Below are 23,550 nucleotides of genomic sequence, written 5' to 3' on the forward strand. Positions count from 1 at the left end.
TATCTTTATTTTTTTAAAGAAAAAAAATAAAGGATGCCGTTACTATCGGGGCTAAAAAAAATATAAAAATGACATTCTCAGAAGAAAATTATCTTAAAGGTATCTATCATCTTACGGTCGTTTCCCACTCCGAAGTGAGTACTAACGCCATTGCCGAAATGATGGATACAAAAGCATCCTCCGTCACCGACATGCTCAAGAAATTAGCCGAAAAAGATTTGGTGAATTATATAAAATATCGCGGAGTTTCCCTGACAGAACGGGGCAAGTTAGCTGCCAAAATGATTGTTAGAAAACACCGTCTTTGGGAAGTTTTTTTGGTGGAAAAATTAGATTTTTCTTGGGATGAGGTCCATGAAGTTGCGGAACAATTAGAACACATCAAATCTGAAAAACTAATTAATAAATTAGATGATTTTTTAGGAAATCCTACCGAAGATCCCCATGGCGATCCGATCCCAAATGCCGAGGGACAAATCTTAAAAATTGACAAGCAATTGCTTTCGGAACTAGTTGAGAATCAAAAAGGGATTTGTGTGGGAGTGAAAGATACTTCATCAGAGTTTTTGAAATATTTAGACAAACAAGGTATCGCTTTGGGCTCTATAGTAGAGGTAGTAAGTAAAGAAAGTTTTGATTTGTCTGTAAAAATAAAGGTGGATGACAGGAGTTTATCGATTTCAAATAAAATAGCAAGTAATTTATATATCAAATAGTTATGTTTCAATCTATAGTTGATTATTTCACAAGCATTGACCCAATATTAGCCGCTTTCTATGCGAGTTTATTCACTTGGTTTCTAACTGCTTTAGGGGCTTCTTTCGTTTTTATGTTTAAAACAATGAACCGTGTCGTGCTTGACGGAATGCTCGGGTTTACCGGAGGGGTTATGGTTGCTGCTAGTTTTTGGAGTTTATTGGCTCCAGCTATAGAAATGACCGGCGGTGAAGGTTTTGCTAAAGTCATGCCTGCGGCCTTTGGTTTTTTCCTTGGTGCTTTATTTATTTTTGGGATTGATAAAGTATTACCCCATCTTCATATCAATTTTAAAATTAGCGAAGGAATCAAATCGCCATGGCAAAGAACAACCTTGTTGGTCTCTGCAATTACACTTCATAATATTCCGGAAGGGTTGGCTGTTGGCGTTCTTTTTGGTGGAGTCGCAGCTGGGATTCCAGAAGCTTCTATCGCTGGTGCTGTTACATTAGCTATAGGAATTGGAATTCAGAATTTCCCAGAAGGAATTGCCGTTTCAATGCCGTTGCGAAGAATGGGAATGAGCAGATGGAAAAGTTTTATGTATGGGCAATCTTCAGCATTGGTAGAACCTATTGCTGCAGTTTTAGGGGCTTTTGCAGTCACTTTTTTTACACCAGTTTTACCCTATGCTTTGGCTTTTGCCGCAGGTGCGATGATTTTTGTGGTGGTAGAAGAAGTAATCCCCGAAACGCAACAAGATAATAATACGGATATCGCCACTATGGGTTTCGTTGGTGGTTTTATTGTCATGATGGTCTTGGATGTTGCTCTCGGCTAAGAATCCGTAGCTCAGCAAGGATTGCTATCGAAATAAAGCTTAGCTTTAACTTTAAAACATAGCATATGAAAAAGTCAATACTATTCCTTTTTATCCTTGGCATTAATTGGGCTTTGGCTCAAAGCCCAAGTTTGCAAAAGGTCAAGTACGTGAAAGTCATTCAAAAAGTATGTTCTAATCAAAAAGGGGTTCAGCTGGTTTTAAAAGAGGTGCTTTTAGATTCCCGGTGCCCTGACGGAGTAAGATGTATTTGGGCGGGCGAAATAAAAGTGGTTGTATCTGTTTATGAGGGCAAAAAACTCGTAAACGAGGAAGAATTAGTTATTTCAGGTAAAAAGGATTTAGTAAATGAAGTGTGGTTTAAGAAGTATTTGCCTTCTAGTCAGAAAAATATAAAAAGCATCACTGTTTTTCCTTACCCAAAAGAGGGCGTTACAATTGACCCTACAGCTTACTATATAAAGTTGGGGTATAATAAATAAATTAGTGACAGCCGCAGTCTCCACTACCACAATCTTTATCAGACTTCTTCCTTTTGAAAAAGAATTTTTTAGTTAGGAAGGTCATTGCGATCCCGAGCGCGACAAAAGCTATAATTTCTTGAATATCCATATTGTAAAAATAAGAAAAAGCAACCGAAAAAGGTTGCTTTTTGAGTTAAACTATTTACTTTGTTTTAGAACTGCGCCATAATTCCAAAGTTAATTCCAAAAGGATGTCCTGGTCTTAAACCTGATGGAACTCTCGAAACGGCGTACTTGTTATCTAGTAAATTGATGATGTTCCCCATCAGACTGACGTGGTCAGTTATGTGATATCTCGCTGAAAAATCGATGATGAAGTTAGATCCAACTTTGTTTTTTTCTGGAATGAACCCAGTGCCTGCTACTGTCCTGAAAGCATCTACATATTTTCCACTCAAGGCAAAGTTGAATTTTTCGGTTTCAAATGCAGTGGTGATTGCCAATTGATTTTTGGCGATGTATGGAATCTCATCTCCGCTTTCTACATTGCCCCAAATCGTGCTGTTAAAGCTGTTTTCCAATTTAGTGTCAGTGAAAGTATAGGATAAGGTAACTGGTAATTTGAATCTTTTATCTCTGTTGTCGATGACATCATAAGTTGCCAAAAGTTCAATTCCTTTCACGATGGCTGCACCTGCATTGAATAAATCTCCCGTTCCAGTTCCCCCGCCTGACATAGAATCAGAGCCTTGAAGATTGGAGAAATTGTTATAATATCCTATGATTTCTCCGTGCAATGCATTTTTATCGAAACGAAAGCCTAGCTCTGTATTCAAGCTGTTTTCCGCATCTTCTCCTGCACTTACCCCGGGAGGTGAAAACCCTTTGTGAACGCTTGTAAAGATGTTGTAATTATCATTTATTTTGTAAAGAATTCCCATACCTGGAATCCAAACGTTTATTTTATTTTCGGCTCTCGCCAAGGAAGTTCCAACTCTACCGATATCTTTTGTTCCATAATTTGAGGAACTAATTGTGATGTCCTCGTAGCGAATTCCAGGTGTGAAAGTGAACTTATCAACAGTTAAATTGTAAAGGACATGTGCTGCGATAGCTTCTGCTTTTGTGATTCTATTAGCGTCAGTACCTGGAGTTCCATTGCTGGTTCTGTTCATGACTCCATTTTGAATAGCATATCCATCTACCCACTGGAAACGATCCTCGTAGTCTTCATGGTAACGAAGTCCAAAATCAATATCGTGTTTTGCTTTTCCGGTTTCAAATTTGTAGTTCGCTACTGTTTGAATTCCTTTAGCCTCATACTTACGGTTGTTCGCTTTTACTAATAGGGCATTGTCTACGGTATTATCAGCACCAATTATGGCTCGGTATTCTGAGTTATAAGTTTCAGGGTTTGCTAGGATATTATTGATACTCACTTTTGAATTGCCTAATTTTAAGGCATCTAGTTTATACCAGTTTCTAGCGAAATTATTTTTATACGCTTTAGTTGTTACGCTAAAGTTTGTTGTAGGTCGTATAAAGTGCGTCAGCATAATTTGATTGTGCTCGGTGTCGATAAAGTCTTCGTTTGAGGCCACATACCTTCTATAAGGGCTTTTGTTATAATCATCATCAGTTAAACCAAGGTAGGTTTCGTTTGCTAAGTCTTCGCTGTATTGAAGTTTAGCGGTTAATGATTGGTATACTTTAGCATCAGAGTCCGTGTTAAATCTAAATTTTGCCACGTAATCATTGGCCTGAAAACCAGTATTTTTTGAACTATTGTCAATTGTTTTAAATCCGTCTGAATTTCGGTTGTTGTATTCCAATATGTAACCAAAATTTTCATGTTCATCACCAATATTCACATAGGTCTTTTTGGTATTAAAACTACCTATGCTTGTTGTTATACGGCCAGAAAAACGATTCGGAATTTGAGTAGAAACCATATTTATGGCACCTCCTGTTGTGTATGGACCATATTGAATCTGGCTTCCCCCTTTTAATACTTCGAAAGATTGCATTCTGCTTACCGTCGGAAAATAGTATGCTGCCGGAGCTGCGTAGGGCGCGGGTGCAATAAGAACTCCATCTTCCATCAATGTGATTTTTTCACTTCGGTTCGGGCTGGTTCCGCGCATTCCAATGTTTGGGCGTAATCCAAAACCGTCTTCTTCTTGAATAGTTAGTCCTGGAACTGTTCTTAAAATTCGAGAAACATCATCGTAGTTGAAGGTTTTTAATTCTTTTGGAGAAATAAAATAAGTCGAACCCGCCTTGTTTTTGGCGTTGAACTTACTTCCTATAATGGCGTCGGCTGTGATTATCACTTCATTCAAACTTTCAATACTGTCCTTTTGTGTTCTTGAAAGTTGTTTTTCTTGTGCAAAAAAAGCGGTTGTAACTAATAGCGAAGCTACAAGGATGTTATTCGTCATTCTTATTCTTATTTAGATTAATTCTTTTGCGCGAAGATAAAACCTTAATCTTATTTAGACAAATTAAAAATAATAAAAATTAAAAAATTTAACGTTTGTTGACAGATCAAAAGAAGTGCTTTTGTTCAATTATTTGAGAATCTGATATGCAATTAGGGCTACAACGTAAGCAAAGCCACTCATTAAAATAAGTTGTCCCAAAGGCCATTTCCAGGAGTTGGTTTCTTTTCTTGTAATAGCAATGGTACTTGCACATTGCAAGGCGAAAGCGTAGAACAACAATAAAGAGATTCCTGAAGCAAAATTGAATATTTTTTTCCCAGTTGCGGGATCGACTTCTGCAGCCATTTTATTTTTGATTGTATCTTCATTCCCAGTGCTTCCTACACTGTAAATAGTGGCCAAAGTACCTACGAAAACTTCTCTTGCCGCAAAGGAACTTATGATGGCGATCCCAATTTTCCAGTCGTATCCTAAAGGTGAAATAGCCGGTTCAATACTCTTCCCCATGATTCCAATGTACGAATTTTCTAATTTATATGCTGCTACTTTATTACCAAGTTCCTCTTGCGGTATTCCTACGTTTTCCGTTTTTGATGATTGAATAGCTTCTGCATTGTTAAATTTTTCGCCGGGACCATAGGAAGCCATGAACCACAGAACGATTGAGATTGCTAAAATTATTTTTCCCGCGCCAAAAACAAATGCCTTTGTCTTTTCAATAACATTGAGCGCTACGTTTTTGAACATAGGCAATTTGTAGCTTGGCATTTCTACTACAAAGAATGTCTTGCATTTTATTTTCAGGATTATATTTAAAATGTAGGCCGAGAATATCGCCATTGCGAAACCGATAAGATAGAGTAGCATTAACGTTAATCCTTGAAGATTAAAAATCCCTAATACATAAGTATCTGGAATCACCAGCGCTATAATAATAGCATAAACGGGCAATCTGGCAGAGCAGGTTGTAAATGGGGTGACTAGAATCGTGATTAATCGCTCTTTCCAGTTTTCAATATTTCGTGTGGCCATAATTGCCGGTATGGCACAAGCCGTTCCAGAAATTAAAGGGACTACACTTTTTCCTGATAAACCGAAATTTCGCATGATTTTATCCATCAGGAAAACGACTCTACTCATATAACCACTCTCTTCTAAAAGGGAAATAAATAAAAACAAGAAGGCTATTTGCGGAATAAAAATCAGAATTCCCCCAATTCCGGGAATAATTCCTTGCGACACTAAATTAGTTAAAACACCAGCCGGTAGCTCGTTATTTGCTAAAGTGCTCAACGAAGCAAAAGTACTGTCTATAAAATCCATTGGGACTTTTGACCATTCGAAAATTGATTGAAAGATCACAAATAAAATGACAAAGAAAATCACATATCCCCATAGTTTATGGGTCAACACGCGATCGAGTTTGCTGCGAAAATCTTTAGCAATAGATGCGTCCACTTTTAAACCTTCTTTCAAGACATCATTGATGAATTGATAGCGTTTAATGGTTTCTTTTTGTTGTAATCGTTTTAGATCTGAATGCGATTTAGTAAAGGAACCTTGAATCTCTTTTCGTTCTAAATTCAGGAAATTTACGTCTTGGGTTATTACCAGCCACAATTTATACAATAACTGATTGGGAAATGCTTTGCGCAGGCTGTTGAAATACTCTGGATCTATACTCGAGGCGTTAAGGCAGGGTTCTGTGGGGATTGATTTGTAGTTGACAATCAAATCTTTTAGTTCATCAATACCATATCCTTTTCGGGAACTGATCAGGGCAATTTTTGTTTTTAGGTGCTCTTCTAAATAAGGTATGTTTAAGGTAATCCCCTTGTATTCCATTCTATCGGCCATGTTAATGACTAAAATGGTTGGAATCTCTAAATCTTTTATTTGTGTGAATAAGAGTAAATTACGTTTCAAATTTTCTACATCGGTAACCACGATCGCTACGTCAGGATATAATTTATCCTTTTTATTCAGCATTAATTCAATGACAACATTTTCATCAATTGAACTTGCATTCAGACTGTAGGTACCGGGTAAATCTAATATGTTCCCTTTAACATTATTGGGTAATTTGCAGAAACCAATTTTTTTCTCAACAGTGATTCCTGGATAATTTCCAACTTGTTGATTGAGCCCGGTGAGCTGATTAAAAACCGAAGTTTTTCCTGTATTTGGGTTGCCTATTAAAGCAATATTAATATTCTGATTAATCATTAAAGCTTGATTTTGATTAGTTCAACTTCAATCTCTTGGGCTGTCTCCACTCGAATAGCCAAATGGGAACCGTTAATATTTAAGTATAAGGGATCTCCAAAGGGTGCGATTTGTAGCAATTCAACCGTATTCCCAGGCAAGCAGCCCATTTCAAGCAGTTTTAATGGAATGATGTCAATATCAAAATCTTTTATGATGGCTTTGTCTCCTTTTTTAAGGGAATATATTGTTGTTCGCAAGTCTTATTTAGATTGAATTAATATTGCAAAAGTACATATTAAAATACTAAAACGAATGTTAATTGTCACTTTTATACTGACGCTCAAATAAATTAAGGCTAAGAAAAAAGATTAAATGGCTTGTTATTAGAAAAGTAAAAATGGGTTTACTTTCTTTTAGTCAGTACTACTCGTTGCTGAGGAAATTAATGTCGATTATTAATTTTTCGATGTCCTCCTTTTTTGTACCGTCATAAAAACCACGCACCCTTCTTTTAGCATCGACCAACACAAAATTTTCGGTGTGAACCATATCGTATAATTCGCTTGGTTTCCCCAATTTGACGGCCAAATATGATTTTCTAGCCATGGTATAAATCTCTTTTTTATCACCGGTAACCAGATTCCATTTCTTGTCATTAACGCCATATTTCACCGCATATTCTTTTAAAACGGGTACACTGTCTGTTTCTGGAAACACGGTATGCGAAAGGAGCATCACTTTTGGGTTATCTATAATCGCTTTTTGGACTTCAAATAAATTGGCAGTCATTTTTGGACAAATGGAGCCACAGGTAGTGAAGAAAAAGTCAGCTACATAAATCTTGCCTTCATAATCTTTTTGAGTTACAGTCTTTCCGTTTTGATTGACAAAGGAGAAGTCGGCTATGGTGTGGTATTTACTAATGTATTGGACCGTACTGTCTACCAGCTCTGGATTTACATCAGCGGGATTGTAGATAGGAAGTGTTTTAGTAGGCTTTAAGGCTCCATAAAACAAGTAAAGTGTGATAGTGGAAAAGACCAGGAAAATACCAATAATTATTCGGTACTTCATAAAAATGGATTTCATAAAAATAATTTTTACAAAAATACAAAAAACGGCGCTTTTTACCGCAGGTTTATGCAATTGTAAATTTAACAAGAGTTTTAACACTCGTGTATTTTTTATTGATAGCTTTGTTACTCTAATGAATTATTTATTATAAATGAAAATAAAACTCAATAAGGGGCTTCTTTTAGTGATTCCTGCCATGATTGGATTTGCGGAGACTCAAGCTCAAACTGTTACTTCAAGTGTAGAACCGGGGATAAATGTTTCGTTCTTTGATAATACAGTAAAACCCGCAGATAATTTTTTCCGATTCGTAAATGGAACTTGGCTTGATAAAACTGAAATTCCGAGCGACAGAACTTCGTGGGGAAGTTTTAATGAATTGCTTAAAAAAACGGATAAAGATGCCTTGACTATATTGAAGGAGGCATCAAAAAACCCAATTTATAAATCAACGACTGATCAAGGAAAAGCAATTAACCTGTTCAATTCAATTTTAGACACGGTTGCAAGAGATAAACAAGGTGTTAAACCGTTAAAGCCCTATTTAGCAAAAATTGATAAGATCAAAAACACGAAGGACTTACAAAAACTATTAATTGAAATGGAACCTATCGGTGGAATAGGTTTTTTTGGGGTAGGAGTAGGTGCCGATGATAAAAACAGCGCTAAAAACTCATTAAATATAGGTGTTGGTAGATTGGGTTTACCCGATCAGGATTATTATTCTTCAGAAGAAAAAGACACGAAAGAAAAAAGAAATAAGTACGAGCAACATATTGCCAGAATGCTACAGTTGATAGGGGAGACTCCAGTGCAAGCTAAAGCAAGTGCAGCTAAGATTCTAGCGTTGGAAATCAAGATGTCTAATCCGCGTTTGGATCGAGTAGAGCGCAGAGATGGTAGATTGCAATACAATCCGATGACCATCGCCGAATTACAAAAAATGACGCCAGCAATTAATTGGAAAGACTATTTTGCAGGTATTGGTTATACAAAATTGGATACCGTAATCGTTTCACAACCAAAATACATGAAAGCATTGCAAACAATCCTTTCTGAAAATAATGTTTCTGCATGGAAAGAATATATGAAGTGGACTTTATTGAACGGTTCCACAGGTTTACTGTCTAGTACAGTCGATGCCGCTAATTTTGATTTTTACGGAAAAACATTAACTGGAGCAATCAAACAAAGACCCCTTGAAGACAGAGCTTTACAAACAGTTAATGGAACTATTGGTGAAGCCTTAGGTAAATTGTATGTCGAAAAGATGTTTCCTGCTGAAGCAAAAGAAAAAGCGGAGAAAATGATTCAGAATATTATTTTAGCGTATCAAAATCGAATCAATAATTTAACTTGGATGTCAGCAGAGACAAAAGTGAAAGCAGTTGAAAAATTGAATAAGATTAACATCAAAATTGGATACCCGGATAAGTGGAAAGATTACTCTAAATTAGATATAAATAGTATTGCTGAGGGCGGAAGCTATTTCGAAAACATGAAAAATCTTTCTCGTTGGAATTTCCAGAAAGATATCGACAAACTCGACAAACCAGTTGATAAAACAGAGTGGTATATGTCGCCACAAACTGTAAATGCTTATTACAATCCGGCGTATAATGAAATTGTATTTCCGGCAGCGATTTTACAAGCGCCTTTCTATAATTATCAAGCAGACGAAGCTGTAAATTATGGCGGAATAGGAGCTGTTATCGGTCATGAAATTTCTCATGGTTTTGATGACTCAGGTGCTCGTTACAATGCAGACGGAAATTTAATTGATTGGTGGACAGAAGGTGATTTAACTCGATTTACTGCTCTTGGAACTGCACTTGCAGATCAGTACAGCGCATTAGAGCCGCTACCCGGGGTGCATGTAGATGGTAAGTTTACCCTTGGAGAGAACATTGGTGACTTGGGAGGAGTAAATGCCGCTTATGATGGTCTACAATTGTATTTAAAAGAAAATAAAGGTCCTGGACTTATTGATGGTTTTACCCCAGAACAACGTTTCTTTATTTCTTGGACCACCGTTTGGAGAACTAAATCGCGGGATGAAGCGATTAAAAACCAAGTAAAAACAGATCCACATTCTCCGGGAATGTACCGTGCGTATGTGCCTGCTCAAAACGTTGATGCTTTTTATCAAGCATTTGACATTAAAAAAGGCGACGGTATGTATATCGAACCTGATAAAAGAGTTAAGATCTGGTAGTTGTTAAACTGCCATGACTAAGAAATCCCAAGTGAAAGCTTGGGATTTCTTAATTTTAAATGAAGGAAACCAACAACGAATATCTAAATAATTTCAAATGAAGTGACCTTTAAAATAAAGAATATGAAATTATTGACTTTTTTAATTAAACCTTTTATAAATTGCGAAGTCTAAAAAAGATAAATTAAGATAACTAATCAACTATAAAAATGAAAAAAAACAGCAACAGGCAGCTTCTTTTTGTGATTCCTGCACTTTTGGGACTTACGGTTTCACAGGCACAAACAGTTTCAACCGTAAAAGAACCGGGTATTAATGTCAACTATATGGACAAGACAGTGAAACCTAGTAATAACTTCTTCCGCTATGTAAATGGAACGTGGTTAGACAATACTGAAATTCCTTCTGACAGAACACGTTGGGGAAGTTTTGATGAATTAAGACAAAAGACAGACGCAGATGCTCTTGCAATATTAAAAGAGGCAGCAACAAATCCAAAATACAAATCAGATACGGATCAAGGCAAGGCAATCAATTTGTACAAAACGATCCTCGATACTGTAGGTCGAAATAAATTAGGGATTGCACCATTAAAACCTTACCTGAAAAAGATTGATGCAGTTAAAAACACAAAGGATTTACAAGCTTTATTAATTGAGATGGAACCTTATGGAGGGATTGGTTTCTTTGGCGCTAATATTGGTGCCGATGCTAAAAACAGTAATAGAAATGTAATCAGTGTGGGGCCTGGAGGTGTAGGTTTACCAGACAGGGATTATTATGTTTCTGATGATGCTGATTCAAAAGAAAAAAGAGAAAAATACGTGCTTCACGTTTCTAAAATGTTAGGATTTCTTGGTGAAAAACCTGCGGAAGCTAAAATACATGCGGAAAAGATTTTAGCACTTGAAATCGAAATGTCAAAACCTAGATTTGACCGTGTAGAAAGAAGAGACAGAAGAAAATCGTATAATCCAATGACTGTTGCCGATTTACAAAAATTGACGCCGTCTATCAACTGGAATACCTACTTTACTAAAATAGGTTTAAAAAATGTGGATTCTTTAATCGTTTCACAACCGAAGTATATGACAGCTTTTGAGGCTATCTTGAAAGAAAACAAAGTAAATGACTGGAAAGCTTATATGCGTTGGTCATTATTAAATAGAGCTTCAAGTCAATTGTCGACCACTATTGAGAATGCAAACTTTGAGTTCTATGGTAAGACCTTGACAGGTGCCGTAAAACAAAGACCAAGCGACGAACGTGCCTTGCAAGTAATTAATGGGAGAATCGGGGAAGCTTTAGGGAAATTATATGTAGAGAAAATGTTTCCAGCTGAAGCCAAAGCCAAAGCAGAGAAAATGATAAAAAACATCTTTGTTGCTTTTGAAAACCGAATCAATAATCTTGCTTGGATGTCACCAGAGACTAAAGTAAGTGCGGTTGAAAAGTTACACATGTCAAAAATTAAAATTGGGTATCCTGACAAATGGAAAGACTATTCAGCTTTAGTAATTAAGAGTCCAGAAGATGGAGGGACTTATTTTGAAAACACAAAAAACATGGCTAAATGGCGTTATGAGGAAGATCTTGCCGACTTGACTAAGCCAGTTGATAAAACCAGATGGGGAATGTCTCCACAAACAGTAAATGCGTATTACAATCCATCGTATAATGAGATTGTATTTCCAGCGGCTATTTTACAACCGCCATTTTACAATTACCAAGCGGATGAAGCGGTAAACTACGGTGGAATAGGAGGAGTAATCGGTCACGAAATTTCTCATGGGTTCGACGATTCAGGATCACGATACAATGCCGAAGGGAATTTAGTGGACTGGTGGACTGCGGAAGATTCAAAACAATTTGCAGCGCTGACTACAGCACTTGCTAATCAGTATAGTGCTTTGGAGCCATTACCTGGAACTTTTGTCGATGGTAAATTTACCCTTGGAGAAAACATTGGTGATTTAGGAGGTATAAATGCAGCTTATGATGGTTTGCAATTGTATTTAAAAGAAAACGGAAACCCAGGTCTAATCGATGGATACACGCCAGAGCAACGTTTCTTTATGTCTTGGGCCACAATCTGGAGATCTAAAGCTCGTGATGCAGCGATTAAAAACCAAGTAAAAACAGATCCGCACTCTCCAGGAATGTACCGTGCGTATGTACCATTGCAGAATGTAGATACGTTCTATCAAGCTTTTAACATCCAACCAAATGATGGGATGTATATTGCACCAGAAAAAAGAGTTAAAATCTGGTAGTAAAATAATTTATATAGTGAAAAATCCCAAGTGAAAGCTTGGGATTTTTTTATGTTTTATAAAAAATGTAATTTTCTATATGAACTTTTTTTATGCTTTTTATAGCTATTCATAGAATGTGACAAATAGCTGTGCTTTATTTTTTATAAAGGATTTTTTCTTTACCGTTTGTATATTCGACAGTCAAAATAGGTTCAAAAAATCCTTGCTTATTTTGCTTTTTAACATATTTAGTAGAGTCAGCTTCAGTTGGAAAGTTTTTAATTAAATTAACCGATGTATTTGTTATTCTTTTTCCATTATAATCTATATCTATGTCTCCCTTACCCAAAATTATATTTTCTCTGTAGGAAAGTACATGAGCTACATATTGCTCGCGTGATTTTTTCTTGATGTAATAGGACAGTACCCAAAAGTCAAGTTCATTATTGTATGTTTTTTTTATTATAAAGTTCATAGTTATATTTTCCAATTTTGATTTTTTCTACTTTTTCAGTCTCTTGAGAGTAAATCAAGGAACTAAATGTAATTGCTACAAGTAGAAGTGTTTTTTTAATTAAGTTCATAATGTGATGTTTTTAATTTAAAATCCAAATTCGTATTGATTTAATTCCTCCCTTTGGAGATGTATTTGCTCCTCCAATAACATAGCCATTTTTTATTAAGTCAGCATGTCCAGAATAGCCAGCTCCAGATAAGGTGCCGTCATTGTTAACTATAACGTAAATACCATTTTTTCCTTCTAATAATTTTGCTATTTTAGTTTTGTCGTTGGCAGCAGCTCCTTCGAGTTTAACAGATGTATCTCCAAAAGTTTTAATCATAAAATCATTTATGCCAATAGCTTGTAGAAAATAATATTGTGGTATACCGCCAACGTTAGCTCCTTGCCTAGTGATAGCATTATTTGGAATTAAAATTCCTAGTTTATTAAAAGCTAATGAAATTCTAACTGCACATGCATTTTTGTACGGACCGTTGTTTGCTCCGCTGTTTAAGTACAAAGATTGTAGATTTCCTCCAACCTGAGAATAAACTACGCTAGCTGGTAAAGTTTGATAATAATAAGGATACTCAGGCCAGTAAAGTTTTGGGAAATTATTTTGAAAATTAGCATAAGTAGGAAGTGATCTTTGTTGATAGGTTAGTGTGCTTAATAGATTATTTATATCTGCTATTTCTACTCCGTCTTTCCCTTCAGATTTTCCCATAAACCAGTTTTCAAAAAGTTGCCATGTTGTATTAGTATTATTGTAAAGTTCTCGGAGGGATATTAAATTTATTGAACTAACTCTACTTTCTTCGGTGGTTATAGTTAAATATGAGTTCAGAAACGTCGAATATTCAACTGCATTAACAACAGCCCAAGCTTTCAAATTATCGGGCAGATCAGCCCAATATGCTGCGGCTCTTTCTGCTCTTTGTAATATGATAATTGATTTGGGATTACTAAAGTCAAATAGGTTAGGGTCAATCACATATCCGCTCGGATCAGTTAAGTTCATGCCGTTACCACCACCGGTCTGTGGTTCATTGTTTGGATATTGTTCTAAAGCTTCCACCGCTTCTCCATCTGTAGGCATGCTAAAACTGTAGTAATCTACGCAAAGATTACAGTTGTCACAGGTTCCGTTAGCACAATCTCCTGTACGTGTACAATGCCTGTTTCCAGGTACGAATACAGTAGTGTAGCCTGTGCCAGAACCTGATGACTTTGAAGAGGACTTATTAATACTATTTTGAGTTGATTGATAAATAAGTTTCATTTTTCCCTTAAAATGTTTTGTATTGCCATTTATAAGGTCTTTGTAGTTTTGATCTGTCGGTATCATTTATATAACTGAAGTTTCCCAAACTCCATTTTTTCTAAACACTGTAAGGTTAAAAAAACTATTTCTTTTTATTATGGTCGGAATAATTTTAAAAGAGTAAGTAAAATTGTCTTGAATGACTAATTGCTTAATATATGTGATGTCAATTGTAAAATCATTTATTTCGTAGGCGCTTGTTTTATTTTTATTTTTTCTGGATTTAAAAGAATTTATTTGTAATCTGACGTCAGTTTCAATATTTTTTAATCCTGTTTTATTTTTAAATTCCATAAAAGAAATTTCATTTTTAGGAATTGTTTCAACGATATTCTTATTTAAAGCTACTTTATCTTCAGTACATTTTATTGTTGAAATTGCTACGATTAATAATAAAAAAGTTTTTGTTAACCATTTTTTTGTTTTGCACTTTTCAAGCATCAGGTTAGGCTTGTTCTTCATGGTTTGTTGTTTGTTCATTTTTTTCATAAAATATTAGATTAATTAGTTAAATATTAAAAAATATATACTAAGTTTTTTACAAAATTCATACTCGGTTTTAGTGATTTTTTATTGCTTTCGAAAAAAAGAATAGAGCATCTAATTTTTTACCTCAAGTGCCAAGCGGCGGGTTTTTCTAATCGAATGATTTACCATATATAAACCAAAAATTGTTATTCCGCCTCCAATTGCAATCACCATTGTAAGTGCTTCTCCAAAAATTAGAGCGCCTAACAGAACCGCCACAATTGGATTAATGTAAGCATAGATGCTATTTATTTCTGCCGGAAGATTTTGTAGCATGTAGATGTAGGCAATAAACGACAATACGGAGCCGATAATTACCAGGTAGGCAATGGACCACCAGGAAATTGCTGGAATTGACATTAAATTGACACCACTCCCAGTTGCACCCGTAAAGGCAAAAAGAATCAAGCTTGAAATTAGCATTTGTAACCCTAGGCTAAAATAAGGGTTAAAAGTAGCCGCCTTTTTCTTAGTGTATAAACTTCCAAAAGCCCAACTAATCGTTGCGATAAAGGAAAGTAGAATTCCAAACCTGAAATCTGGTTGGAGAAAATCACTAAGATGATCATAGAAAATGACGCAAACACCGCTAAAACTGATTGTCAAGCCCAGAATAGCTAGCTTCGCTAATTTTTCACCCCTGAAAAAAGTAATAATAACAATCCATAACGGGAAAACAGCATTTAAAATGGCGCCTAAACCACTGCTGATGAATTTTACTCCCCAAGTGCTAAGCCCGTTGCTTAAGGCAAAATTAAGAATACTTAAAATGATGATTGTTTTCCATTGCTTTCCCTTAGGCCAAGCCTCTTTTTTGTACATGAAAAAAGAAACGTAAAGGATACCACCTATAAATTGTCTAATTCCTGCTAGTTGCAATGCAGGCATGTGTCGCACTCCTTCTTTTGAAGCGATCCACGTAGTTCCCCAAAAAAAACAGACCCAGCATAAGGCTATTATTGGCATTCCGACAGCATTTATTTTGGTCGAAAAAGCACTAGTTATTTTAGATCTCACTTTATAGGTTGGTTATTGTAAAAGTATAATTAAGTTTTTCTACTAATTTATCCCCTAAAATGGTTTTTCCAACCGAGGGTTTATCGTGGTTGAACCTGGGTGGCACTAAATTTAATTCCACAGCTTTTTGAGTATAATACGCTTCGCGGGAAGGGTGTGCTGGAGCTGCTGCATTATAGGTTTCTCCCCAAGAATTATTTTCAATTATCCTAAGGATAATACCAATACAGTCCGTTTGATGGATCAAATTAATGGGCGCATCAGGATTTTCTAGACTTTCTCGGCCAGCTAAAAATTGGATTGGATTCCTATCTTCGCCAATTAATCCCCCAAAACGGAGTACTGTGGTCTTAAAATGACTGTTACCTTTCAAAACACCTTCTACTATAGCCAATTGTTTTCCGCCTTCAGAATCAGGGTTTAGTACTGTTTCTTCGGTCACTTGGTCATTGTCCTCTCCATAAACCGAGGTTGAACTGATAAACAGAACATTTTCAATGTTCGATTTCTCGATAAATGGGATTAAGGTCTCGATTTTACCAACAAAGTTTTCTTTGTTGATTCCTCTTAATTTAGGTGGAATATCAATAATTAGAATGGTGCTGCCTTGTAAAAAGTCTTCGATTGCACCAGAAATACGATCAGCTTCAAGAGTAATTACAAAAGGATGGATTCCGAACTTTTCTAAAATCGCAATTTTATCTGGAGAAGTCGTTGAGCCATTGACGCGAATCCCTTTCTCTAATACTGCTTTCGCCAAAGGGAAGCCTAACCAACCGCAACCTAAAATACTGATGTTTTTCATTTTGATATCCTGTTTTTCAATAAATTTTAAGCAGCGTCGCAAGCAGTGACGGCAAATTGACTTATGCAAATTTGAGTAAAATTATCTAACTTTTATAGTGTCATTTGCAATTATTACGTTTTCTTTTTTTTGAACATTGGAGTTTATTGATGTTGCAACAACAGTTGTGTTTTGTGTCGCGTTTTCATTGCTGATTGGTTCAGCAGTCTGAAGGACTAATGTTGGTTTTATTCTTTGTTTGATAACGACGGCATCAGTCAGAACAAAAGGAGTAGGCATCATCCAGGAAGCTCTTTTTGTAATGGAGAACAAGGGGTTCTGTATTAAATCAAAGGAGCTCTCCATTAATTCCATATCAAAAACAGTTCTTATGTCGATGTTGAACTCCATTTCTAAAGGGGCATTATTTACTACATAATAACTCAATAGTTTCTTTCCTTTTCGATTAAATTGGGTTCTTTTTTGATTGATATGAGTTGCGCCGTTAGCTCTTAAATTATAGAACACCATTTTTTTATTGGCAAAAATATCATAACGGTTTACCGCTCGGTTGGGAGAGACTCGAAGTTTTAAATACCTTTTATTTCCTGCAATACTGTCTTTCAAGAATTCGACGGTAGGTCTCTGGAGTTCTTTTTTTGGAGCAGGTGCAGCATACGTAAAGCCCGAATTGTATTTGCTGAACAAGGGAGTTTGATTTAAAATGGTAGCGGGTTTCGGATTTTCGCCTAAATATTCTTTGGTCCAGGGATCAAGATTAACATCATAAGTTACCCAGGTTGCCTTATCTGTATCGGCATTATAGATGTATAGTAAACTGTTTGGTTTTGCTTTTCCTTCTTCATAACCGGATTCGTAATGTGCTTTCGCGAAAAAGCCAATTGAGATCAGTAAAAGAAGTACGGACCACAACCATTTTTTAGTGAAATAACCAAAAACAAGGAATAGCAGCCCAAAAGTCAAAACAGTGAGAAGTGCACTTCCAAATAGTACTTTTAATCCCAAGCCTATTGGTAACATTTGAATAAACGGAACTAACAGCAGCAAGGCAGGAATGCTGAAAATAAGGTTTAGTGCTGTATTGACCTTTTGAGTAACGATATAGTAGCCAAACAGGAATAGTCCACAATAAACAGGAATAATTAGAAAACCAGCACCTTTGAGGTAAATGGCTAATATCAGGTTAAGGATTAACCAAATAAACAAAGGAGCCACATAGTGATTTACCGCGACTTTTTTAGAAGCAGAACGGCTATAAAAAAATAGAGTTATTGCACAAGCAAGAAACACAAAAGCAGCAATGTAGGCGTGACCATTATAGGTAAAACCATTTAGTAGATCATTATATTGAGTATAGAGTAGTAATAATCCTTTCCAACCAAGAAAAGTAATCAGTCCAGTGGAAATCAAGGAGCCTAAGAAGGGTATGAAGCCTCTTAGAATTCTTTGGAATGTTAGTATTTTCTTAGCAAGTCCTATGAAAACAAGAAAAAGAAAGAGTATCAAGGCTAAAATAGCCATTGGTAAAACCCAGCTAAAAGGATAACTTATAAAGGTAAAAGGGATAGTGAAGTAGACATAGTCCTCATTAGATTTTGTTGTGTTCAAATCAGCATTCGAGAAGTACTTCAATAAAGGCATTAAATATGTTCCTTGGTGGGCCAATGTGTTTTTATTTAGATGATTGATGTCATCTTGGGCGTTATGGTAGTTGTAATGGTCGTCTATAAATGCAAAGTTGTAGCCTTGAATGTTCTTTTGTTCTCTAAAAACAGTTAAGTCAGTATCGTTGGGAAGCATTTTATAAATACTGTACATCAAGGAGTTTGATACTGGAAAAGTAGTATTTGCTGCAGCAAATTCTTTAACAAGCCCCCCATTTCCTCCATTTGTTTCCATTAACATATAACTTGGTCCAGAAGTACCGCGGGCTTCAAAATTAAGAACTAGTCCCACTTCTTTTGCCCAATTGTGCTGGGTTGTAAAAAGAGCCGCTCCATTTAATCCTAATTCTTCCGCATCCGAAAACAGAATAATAATATCATTTTTATGTGCTTTTTTAGTATACAAAAAGGCGCGAACGCTTTCTAAGATTGTTGCTACTCCAGAGCCGGCATCGCTCGCGCCATGGGAGTAGGAATGAGGAGCGCTATCGTAATGAGAAAGTAGTAGTAGGGCTTTAGAATTATTAGAAGTTCCCTCTATCTTAGCCAAAACATTTCGTGACTTTACTAAATTTCCCCACTCGGTCAAAGTATATCCTTCTTGTATGGAAGTTTGTAGTCCTAAATTTTGTAGTTCTTTTTGTAGATAAATAGCAACCTTATCGTGATTTTGAGAACCAACAAAGTGCGGTTGTTTCGAGATTGCTTTTACTTTATCTAAGGCTCTTTCAGTTGAAAATTCAGAAAGAAGTACTCCGTCATCTGAAGTCCACTGTGGCATCATGGTAAGGAAGAGCACAGCTAAAATTGCTATAATAAAAGTGACGGCAAAAAGAGAGGGAAGACTTTTTTTCATATTTGGGAGATTGGGGGCGCGGGATTAAGTGTCTTTTTTGACTAATATATAGAAATCATTGTCCAACAGCATATAACCTTGGTCGTACAAAAAATAGTAGGTATTTCCTGTTTTGGTTTTAAGTATGTTAGTAAAAAATTCAAAATCAAAACCTTTGCTCAGTAATTTCGTTCGGTTTGTCTTTGATTTTCCCTCGAGATTAAGTTCTGATAGAATGCGATAATTTTTGCGCAACTTGTTATTAGTGTTGCGCATGTAATTATTACTGTCTTTGTTTATTTTATTGTTATAGGCGTTGCGGCAACCGTCGCTGCAGAATTTTTTATCCTCGCGACCCACAATTTTATCGGCACATTCTAAACAATTTTTCATCACTTCATTTTTTTCAAACTATACAAGTCGTGTCTTCGGTCCTTCATGGTGTTTACACTTCCGTGCTCGTGCAGCTCTTTCAGTAAATTAATATCGACATCAACAATTAAAGTCATTTCTGTGTTGGGCGTTGCTTCGGCTTTAATTCCATTACTTGGGAAGGCGAAATCTGAAGGGGTGTAAACAGCCGCTTGTGCATATTGGATATCCATATTGTTTACTTTTGGTAAATTCCCAACACAACCTGCAATGGCCACATAACATTCGTTTTCAATAGCTCTGGCTTGTGCGCAATGCTTTACACGTGTATAGCCGTTTTGAGTATCTGTTAAGAAAGGAACGAATAAAATATTCATACCTTGGTCTGCCATGAGACGAGAAAGCTCTGGAAATTCCACATCGTAACAAATTACAATCCCTATTTTTCCACAATCGGTGTCGAAGGTTTGAATAGTATCTCCGCCCGTAATTCCCCAATGGAAAACCTCGTTTGGTGTAATATGAATTTTACGATACATTTCGTTTGTGCCGTCACGCTTGCAAAGAAAACCGACATTATACACATGTTCATTTTCTATGAAAGGCATGCTTCCCGTGATGATATTGATGTTGTATGAGATAGCAAATTCTTGGAATTTTAATTTAACGGCTTCGGTATGTTTTGCCAATTCTCTAATTGCTTCCGCCTCTGATAAGTGATTGAAGTCAGCCATTAGCGGTGCTGTAAAAAATTCTGGAAATAGGGCAAAATCACTACCGTAACCAGAAACAGTATCGATAAAAAATTCGGCTTGGTCAAAAAGAGCATCCAAATTAGTTAAGGAACGCATTTGCCATTGGATTAATCCAAGTCGTACCACACTTTTTGTAGTGTTGATTAATTTAGGGCTATCGTCATAGTAAATATTATTCCATTCTAATAACACGGCATATTCTAAGGACTCCGTGTCACCTTCCAGATAATTTTTAAGTACACGAAGCTCATGAAAATCGTTACTTAGCTGAAATGATAAAACAGGATCGTAGACTTCTTTTTTCTTTACTTTTTCGATATAAACTTTAGGAGTGATTTCGTCTTTAAATTTTCCGTAATTGGGAATTCTACCCGCAAAAATGATAGATTTCAGATTTAATTGCTCGCATAATTCTTTTCTAACGTCATATAAACGACGACCCAATCGAAGTCCGCGATATTTAGGATTAATAAAAACATCAATTCCGTATAGAACCTCCCCATTGGGATTATGAGTTGAAAACGTAAAGTTTCCAGTTACGGCGTTGTAAGAACGTGTTTTAAAAGCGAAATCTTCCGTAACTAATAAAGATAGTGCTGAACCAACCACAATTCCATCTACTACGATCACCAATTGTCCTTCAGGAAATTTTTGTAATAGAAGTTCAATTTGATCTTCTCTCCAAAATGACTCCTCCATTTCTGGATAGGATTCAATCATGGACTTTTTTAATTGTTTGTAATCTTCAATTTGTAGATTGCGTAATTCTATTGATTTAATATTTGCTGGCATAAAGGACTTTAAATTTTCGGCTAAGGTAGTAAAAATAATATCCGTTTTCAAACGGTTACAAGTATTTACATCCGAAAGTAATTGAACGTTAACCGAATAAATTTCTCCAAACCTATAATCTTTGCAATGTCGAAATCAAATAACAATCGGCAGGAGTTTTAAACTAACAATAACATTTAAATTTTACACGCCATGAATGCATTAAGAAACAAAGTACAGTTAATAGGACACTTAGGGAATGATCCTGAAATCAAAAATTTTGATGGAGGAAAGAAATTAGCCAATTTTACATTAGCAACTAATGAGAGCTACAAAAATGACAAAGGAGAAAAAGTCGAGGAAACGCAATGGCATCGATTAGTTGCCTGGGGGAAAACGGCTGACGTGATAGAGAAATTCGTAACTAAGGGAAAAGAAATTGCAATAGAAGGCAAGTTAACACATAGGAGTTATGATGACAAAAATGGGGAGAAGCGCTATTTTACAGAGGTTGTTGTTACAGAGGTTCTTTTATTAGGGAAATAAAAAAAGGTACTAATTGCACGGATTACTTAAAAAGAGTTCGTGCAATTTACTTTTTCAATTTTTAAACGATAACCACTAAGGTTCTACTTCTAAGATGCGCTTAAGAGTATTCTACTTAGATTAAAAGCGAATAATTGAATTTAAGATTATGTATGTGTGGCATTTTAGTTAATTTCTACACATTAAATCAAAAATCAGATTGATGTTTTTTTTATATCAGCTGTTCCATATTTAGTTGTTATTTCAAAACTATAATTCGAAACTAAATAGCTATTAGCCCAAATAAAAAGATCATTAGAATAAAAGTTATTAGTTCTAGTTTCAGTTGCTTTTAGAATATGTTTTTGGCAACTCTATAAGTATTGGCGTGAGCTTCGATGATAGTTTTTATATCAGGAGAGTAGCCACCGCCCATTGAAACTTGGATTGGAATTTGGTATTGTGAACAAAATTCGAAAACCAATTCGTCTCTTTTTTTACAGCCCTCAAGTGAGCAACTTAATTTGCCTAGTTTATCAGAGGCCAAAATATCAACGCCAGCTAAATAAAAGATGAAATCGGGTTTTTCAGATTCAATTAATTTAGGTATCACAGTTGAGATTACTTTAAGAAACTCTTCATCAGATGTATTGTCATCAAAGGCAATGTCTAAGTCAGAAGTTTCTTTTTTGAATGGGTAATTGGTTTTGCCATGTGTCGAAAAGGTAAATACATTAGAATTTCCAGTGAAAATTTCAGCAGTTCCATTTCCCTGATGTACATCCAAATCGATAATAAGAATCTTTTTTGCAAGTTTATTGTCTAATAAAAATTGAGCCGCAATCGCTTGGTCATTTAACAAACAAAAAGCTTCGCCATGAGTGGAGTAAGCATGATGTGTGCCTCCCGCAATATTAAAAGAAACTTTTGTGTCAAAAGATTTTTTAGCGCAAATGATTGTTCCTTGTGCAATTCTTAATTCACGTTCAACAAGTTCTTTTGAAAGAGGAAATCCAATCTTCCTTGCCGCCTTTGAATCTAGAGTTAATTGAATTAGATCATTTACATACTCTTGTTTATGAATCGCTAAAACAGGACGTAAATCACAAATTTCGGGTTCGAAAAAGTTAGCTTGGAAAGCTGTTCCTTCATGTACTAATTGTTGAGGAAGTAATTCATATTTCAACATTGGAAATCGATGCCCTTCTGGCAAAGGATGCTGATATATAGGATGAAAAGCAATTGGAAACATAATAATTATTTTGAAATAGTTAAAAATGTAAGAATAGCAATAAAGGTACTAAAGTTAATATACTGTAACGTAGTATTAATTTTATTCGCGGTAATATGTGAGAGGAAATGTGTTATTACAAGTGTTTGCTTCTGCGTGAATCGGTGACTTGATATAGCTCTCTGCTTCCGTATGTCTAAAGTTTTAAATTACGCCACGAAATCTATTGATGATAAAGTCAATCCTACTACTCAGATAGTTTTATCCCGTATTACTAGGATAATTTTCGCTGCTAAGTAGGATTTCTTCAATTTTGAAAATAATTATTTTAAAATATGAATCACTTTTTTCAGTAACAGAGAATATTTCCAGGATAGTTTCTACTGATTCATAATTTCTTGAAAATAATCTATAAATTGTCCTAGATGTAACCCGTCCAATAATCCGTGGTGTACGTGAATTGACATGGGCATCGTTCTTTTTCCATTTTCTGAAACCGTCATTTTACCAAAAGAAATTTTCGGGCAGCTATCTGGAAAAGTATAGCTTCTCGCATGGGATAAGGAAGTAAAATTTAACCAAGGTATTGCCGAAAAGTGAATCACGTTATCGCTTTCAAATGTTCGTGTAAAAAGTCCGGTAGTACTTTGGATACGTTCTATTTCCTGTAAAGCGATTTCTGTAAAGCGATCAAAATCGGGATCGTAATGTAGTAGGGAAAAGCCAAATGTTCCATCCTCACGGCCTATTGTTGCCGAGGCATCAACGCGGTCGCAGATGTATATCCTATCCTCTGAAATCCGATAGCGAAAAGCTTCGTTGGCGTTGACTGAAACTAGTGTTTTATGCAGATAATAGATAAAGAAGGAAACTCCAAGCGCTTTTGATTTATTATAGGCGTTAGTGCAGTCGATTTCTACCGTGGCGCCAAAGAAAGGTTCTTCAAATTGTTTAAAAAAATGGAAATGCTCTTTTCTGGGCCAATTATCAAGATCTAAAAGTGTTTTCAAGGTTTTCGTAACTT

The 23,550-nt window shown here is 35.8% G+C and carries 20 protein-coding genes; 6 read left to right on the forward strand and 14 right to left on the reverse strand.

Features of this window, described 5'->3' with window-relative positions:
- Window positions 1–68: 68 nt before the first annotated feature.
- The 3 genes from A3SG_RS0102120 to A3SG_RS0102130 all read left to right on the forward strand — a co-directional run bounded on the left by A3SG_RS0102120 (window position 69) and on the right by A3SG_RS0102130 (window position 2,019).
- Window positions 69–716, forward strand: a complete 648-nt coding sequence (locus A3SG_RS0102120; RefSeq protein ID WP_016988352.1) for a metal-dependent transcriptional regulator — start codon at window positions 69–71, stop codon at window positions 714–716.
- 2 nt (window positions 717–718) lie between these two features.
- The gene (locus A3SG_RS0102125) at window positions 719–1,537 is read left to right on the forward strand and encodes a ZIP family metal transporter (protein WP_016988353.1); all 819 of its coding nucleotides are present in this window, start codon (window positions 719–721) and stop codon (window positions 1,535–1,537) included.
- Window positions 1,538–1,602: 65 nt separating this feature from the next.
- Complete coding sequence (locus A3SG_RS0102130) at window positions 1,603–2,019, forward strand: hypothetical protein (protein ID WP_016988354.1); 417 nt, start codon at window positions 1,603–1,605, stop codon at window positions 2,017–2,019.
- A 194-nt stretch (window positions 2,020–2,213) separates the two neighbouring features.
- On the opposite strand, the gene A3SG_RS0102140 is transcribed toward A3SG_RS0102130, so the two are convergent.
- The 4 genes from A3SG_RS0102140 to A3SG_RS0102155 form a co-directional block, all read right to left on the reverse strand.
- Window positions 2,214–4,442 carry a TonB-dependent receptor family protein gene (locus A3SG_RS0102140; protein WP_016988356.1) on the reverse strand — a complete coding sequence of 743 codons (2,229 nt, stop codon included), beginning with the start codon at window positions 4,440–4,442 and terminating at the stop codon, window positions 2,214–2,216.
- Window positions 4,443–4,571: 129 nt separating this feature from the next.
- A complete protein-coding gene (gene feoB / locus A3SG_RS0102145; protein ID WP_016988357.1) occupies window positions 4,572–6,671 on the reverse strand; it encodes a ferrous iron transport protein B in 2,100 nt (699 codons plus the stop codon).
- Window positions 6,671–6,910, reverse strand: coding sequence for a ferrous iron transport protein A (locus tag A3SG_RS0102150; protein ID WP_016988358.1), 240 nt, complete (start codon window positions 6,908–6,910; stop codon window positions 6,671–6,673). Before A3SG_RS0102150 ends, feoB begins: the two co-directional genes overlap by 1 nt.
- Before the next feature lie 166 nt (window positions 6,911–7,076).
- Complete coding sequence (locus A3SG_RS0102155) at window positions 7,077–7,742, reverse strand: SCO family protein (RefSeq protein WP_016988359.1); 666 nt, start codon at window positions 7,740–7,742, stop codon at window positions 7,077–7,079.
- 136 nt (window positions 7,743–7,878) lie between these two features.
- Between A3SG_RS0102155 and A3SG_RS0102160 the strand changes: the two genes are divergently transcribed.
- Window positions 7,879–9,942: a M13 family metallopeptidase gene (locus tag A3SG_RS0102160; RefSeq protein ID WP_016988360.1), complete on the forward strand. Its 2,064-nt coding sequence runs from the start codon at window positions 7,879–7,881 to the stop codon at window positions 9,940–9,942.
- A gap of 209 nt (window positions 9,943–10,151) precedes the next feature.
- Window positions 10,152–12,215, forward strand: a complete 2,064-nt coding sequence (locus tag A3SG_RS0102165; protein ID WP_016988361.1) for a M13 family metallopeptidase — start codon at window positions 10,152–10,154, stop codon at window positions 12,213–12,215.
- 136 nt (window positions 12,216–12,351) lie between these two features.
- Here the strand turns inward: A3SG_RS0102165 and A3SG_RS0102170 are convergent, their stop codons facing one another.
- From A3SG_RS0102170 to A3SG_RS0102215, 8 genes are all read right to left on the reverse strand, one after another.
- Window positions 12,352–12,672: a hypothetical protein gene (locus A3SG_RS0102170; RefSeq protein WP_016988362.1), complete on the reverse strand. Its 321-nt coding sequence runs from the start codon at window positions 12,670–12,672 to the stop codon at window positions 12,352–12,354.
- 121 nt (window positions 12,673–12,793) lie between these two features.
- Window positions 12,794–13,981 (reverse strand): T6SS effector amidase Tae4 family protein, encoded by a 1,188-nt coding sequence (locus A3SG_RS0102180; protein ID WP_198008492.1) that lies wholly within the window; start codon window positions 13,979–13,981, stop codon window positions 12,794–12,796.
- 66 nt (window positions 13,982–14,047) lie between these two features.
- Entirely contained in the window at window positions 14,048–14,512 is a 465-nt protein-coding gene (locus tag A3SG_RS0102185) for a hypothetical protein (RefSeq protein WP_016988365.1), read from the reverse strand.
- Between the two features lie 111 nt (window positions 14,513–14,623).
- Window positions 14,624–15,517, reverse strand: coding sequence for a DMT family transporter (locus A3SG_RS0102190; protein ID WP_016988366.1), 894 nt, complete (start codon window positions 15,515–15,517; stop codon window positions 14,624–14,626).
- Between the two features lie 52 nt (window positions 15,518–15,569).
- Window positions 15,570–16,373 (reverse strand): epimerase, encoded by an 804-nt coding sequence (locus A3SG_RS0102195; RefSeq protein WP_035663246.1) that lies wholly within the window; start codon window positions 16,371–16,373, stop codon window positions 15,570–15,572.
- An 81-nt stretch (window positions 16,374–16,454) separates the two neighbouring features.
- Window positions 16,455–18,893, reverse strand: a complete 2,439-nt coding sequence (locus tag A3SG_RS0102200) for a M28 family peptidase (RefSeq protein WP_198008493.1) — start codon at window positions 18,891–18,893, stop codon at window positions 16,455–16,457.
- 24 nt (window positions 18,894–18,917) lie between these two features.
- A complete protein-coding gene (locus A3SG_RS0102210) occupies window positions 18,918–19,265 on the reverse strand; it encodes a hypothetical protein (RefSeq protein ID WP_016988370.1) in 348 nt (115 codons plus the stop codon).
- Window positions 19,265–20,791: a carbon-nitrogen hydrolase family protein gene (locus tag A3SG_RS0102215; protein WP_029596566.1), complete on the reverse strand. Its 1,527-nt coding sequence runs from the start codon at window positions 20,789–20,791 to the stop codon at window positions 19,265–19,267. The genes A3SG_RS0102210 and A3SG_RS0102215 overlap by 1 nt, the downstream gene beginning before the upstream one ends.
- A gap of 192 nt (window positions 20,792–20,983) precedes the next feature.
- Here A3SG_RS0102215 and A3SG_RS0102220 point away from each other — a divergent pair, with 192 nt between their 5' ends.
- Window positions 20,984–21,316: a single-stranded DNA-binding protein gene (locus A3SG_RS0102220; RefSeq protein WP_016988372.1), complete on the forward strand. Its 333-nt coding sequence runs from the start codon at window positions 20,984–20,986 to the stop codon at window positions 21,314–21,316.
- 331 nt (window positions 21,317–21,647) lie between these two features.
- Here A3SG_RS0102220 and A3SG_RS0102225 read toward each other — a convergent pair whose 3' ends face one another.
- Both A3SG_RS0102225 and A3SG_RS0102230 read right to left on the reverse strand, forming a co-directional pair.
- Entirely contained in the window at window positions 21,648–22,547 is a 900-nt protein-coding gene (locus A3SG_RS0102225) for a histone deacetylase (RefSeq protein WP_016988373.1), read from the reverse strand.
- Between the two features lie 359 nt (window positions 22,548–22,906).
- Window positions 22,907–23,536, reverse strand: a complete 630-nt coding sequence (locus A3SG_RS0102230; RefSeq protein WP_016988374.1) for a chloramphenicol acetyltransferase — start codon at window positions 23,534–23,536, stop codon at window positions 22,907–22,909.
- Window positions 23,537–23,550: the final 14 nt, after the last annotated feature.

The organism is Flavobacterium sp. ACAM 123 (genome assembly GCF_000264055.1).
Lineage (GTDB): Bacteria > Bacteroidota > Bacteroidia > Flavobacteriales > Flavobacteriaceae > Flavobacterium.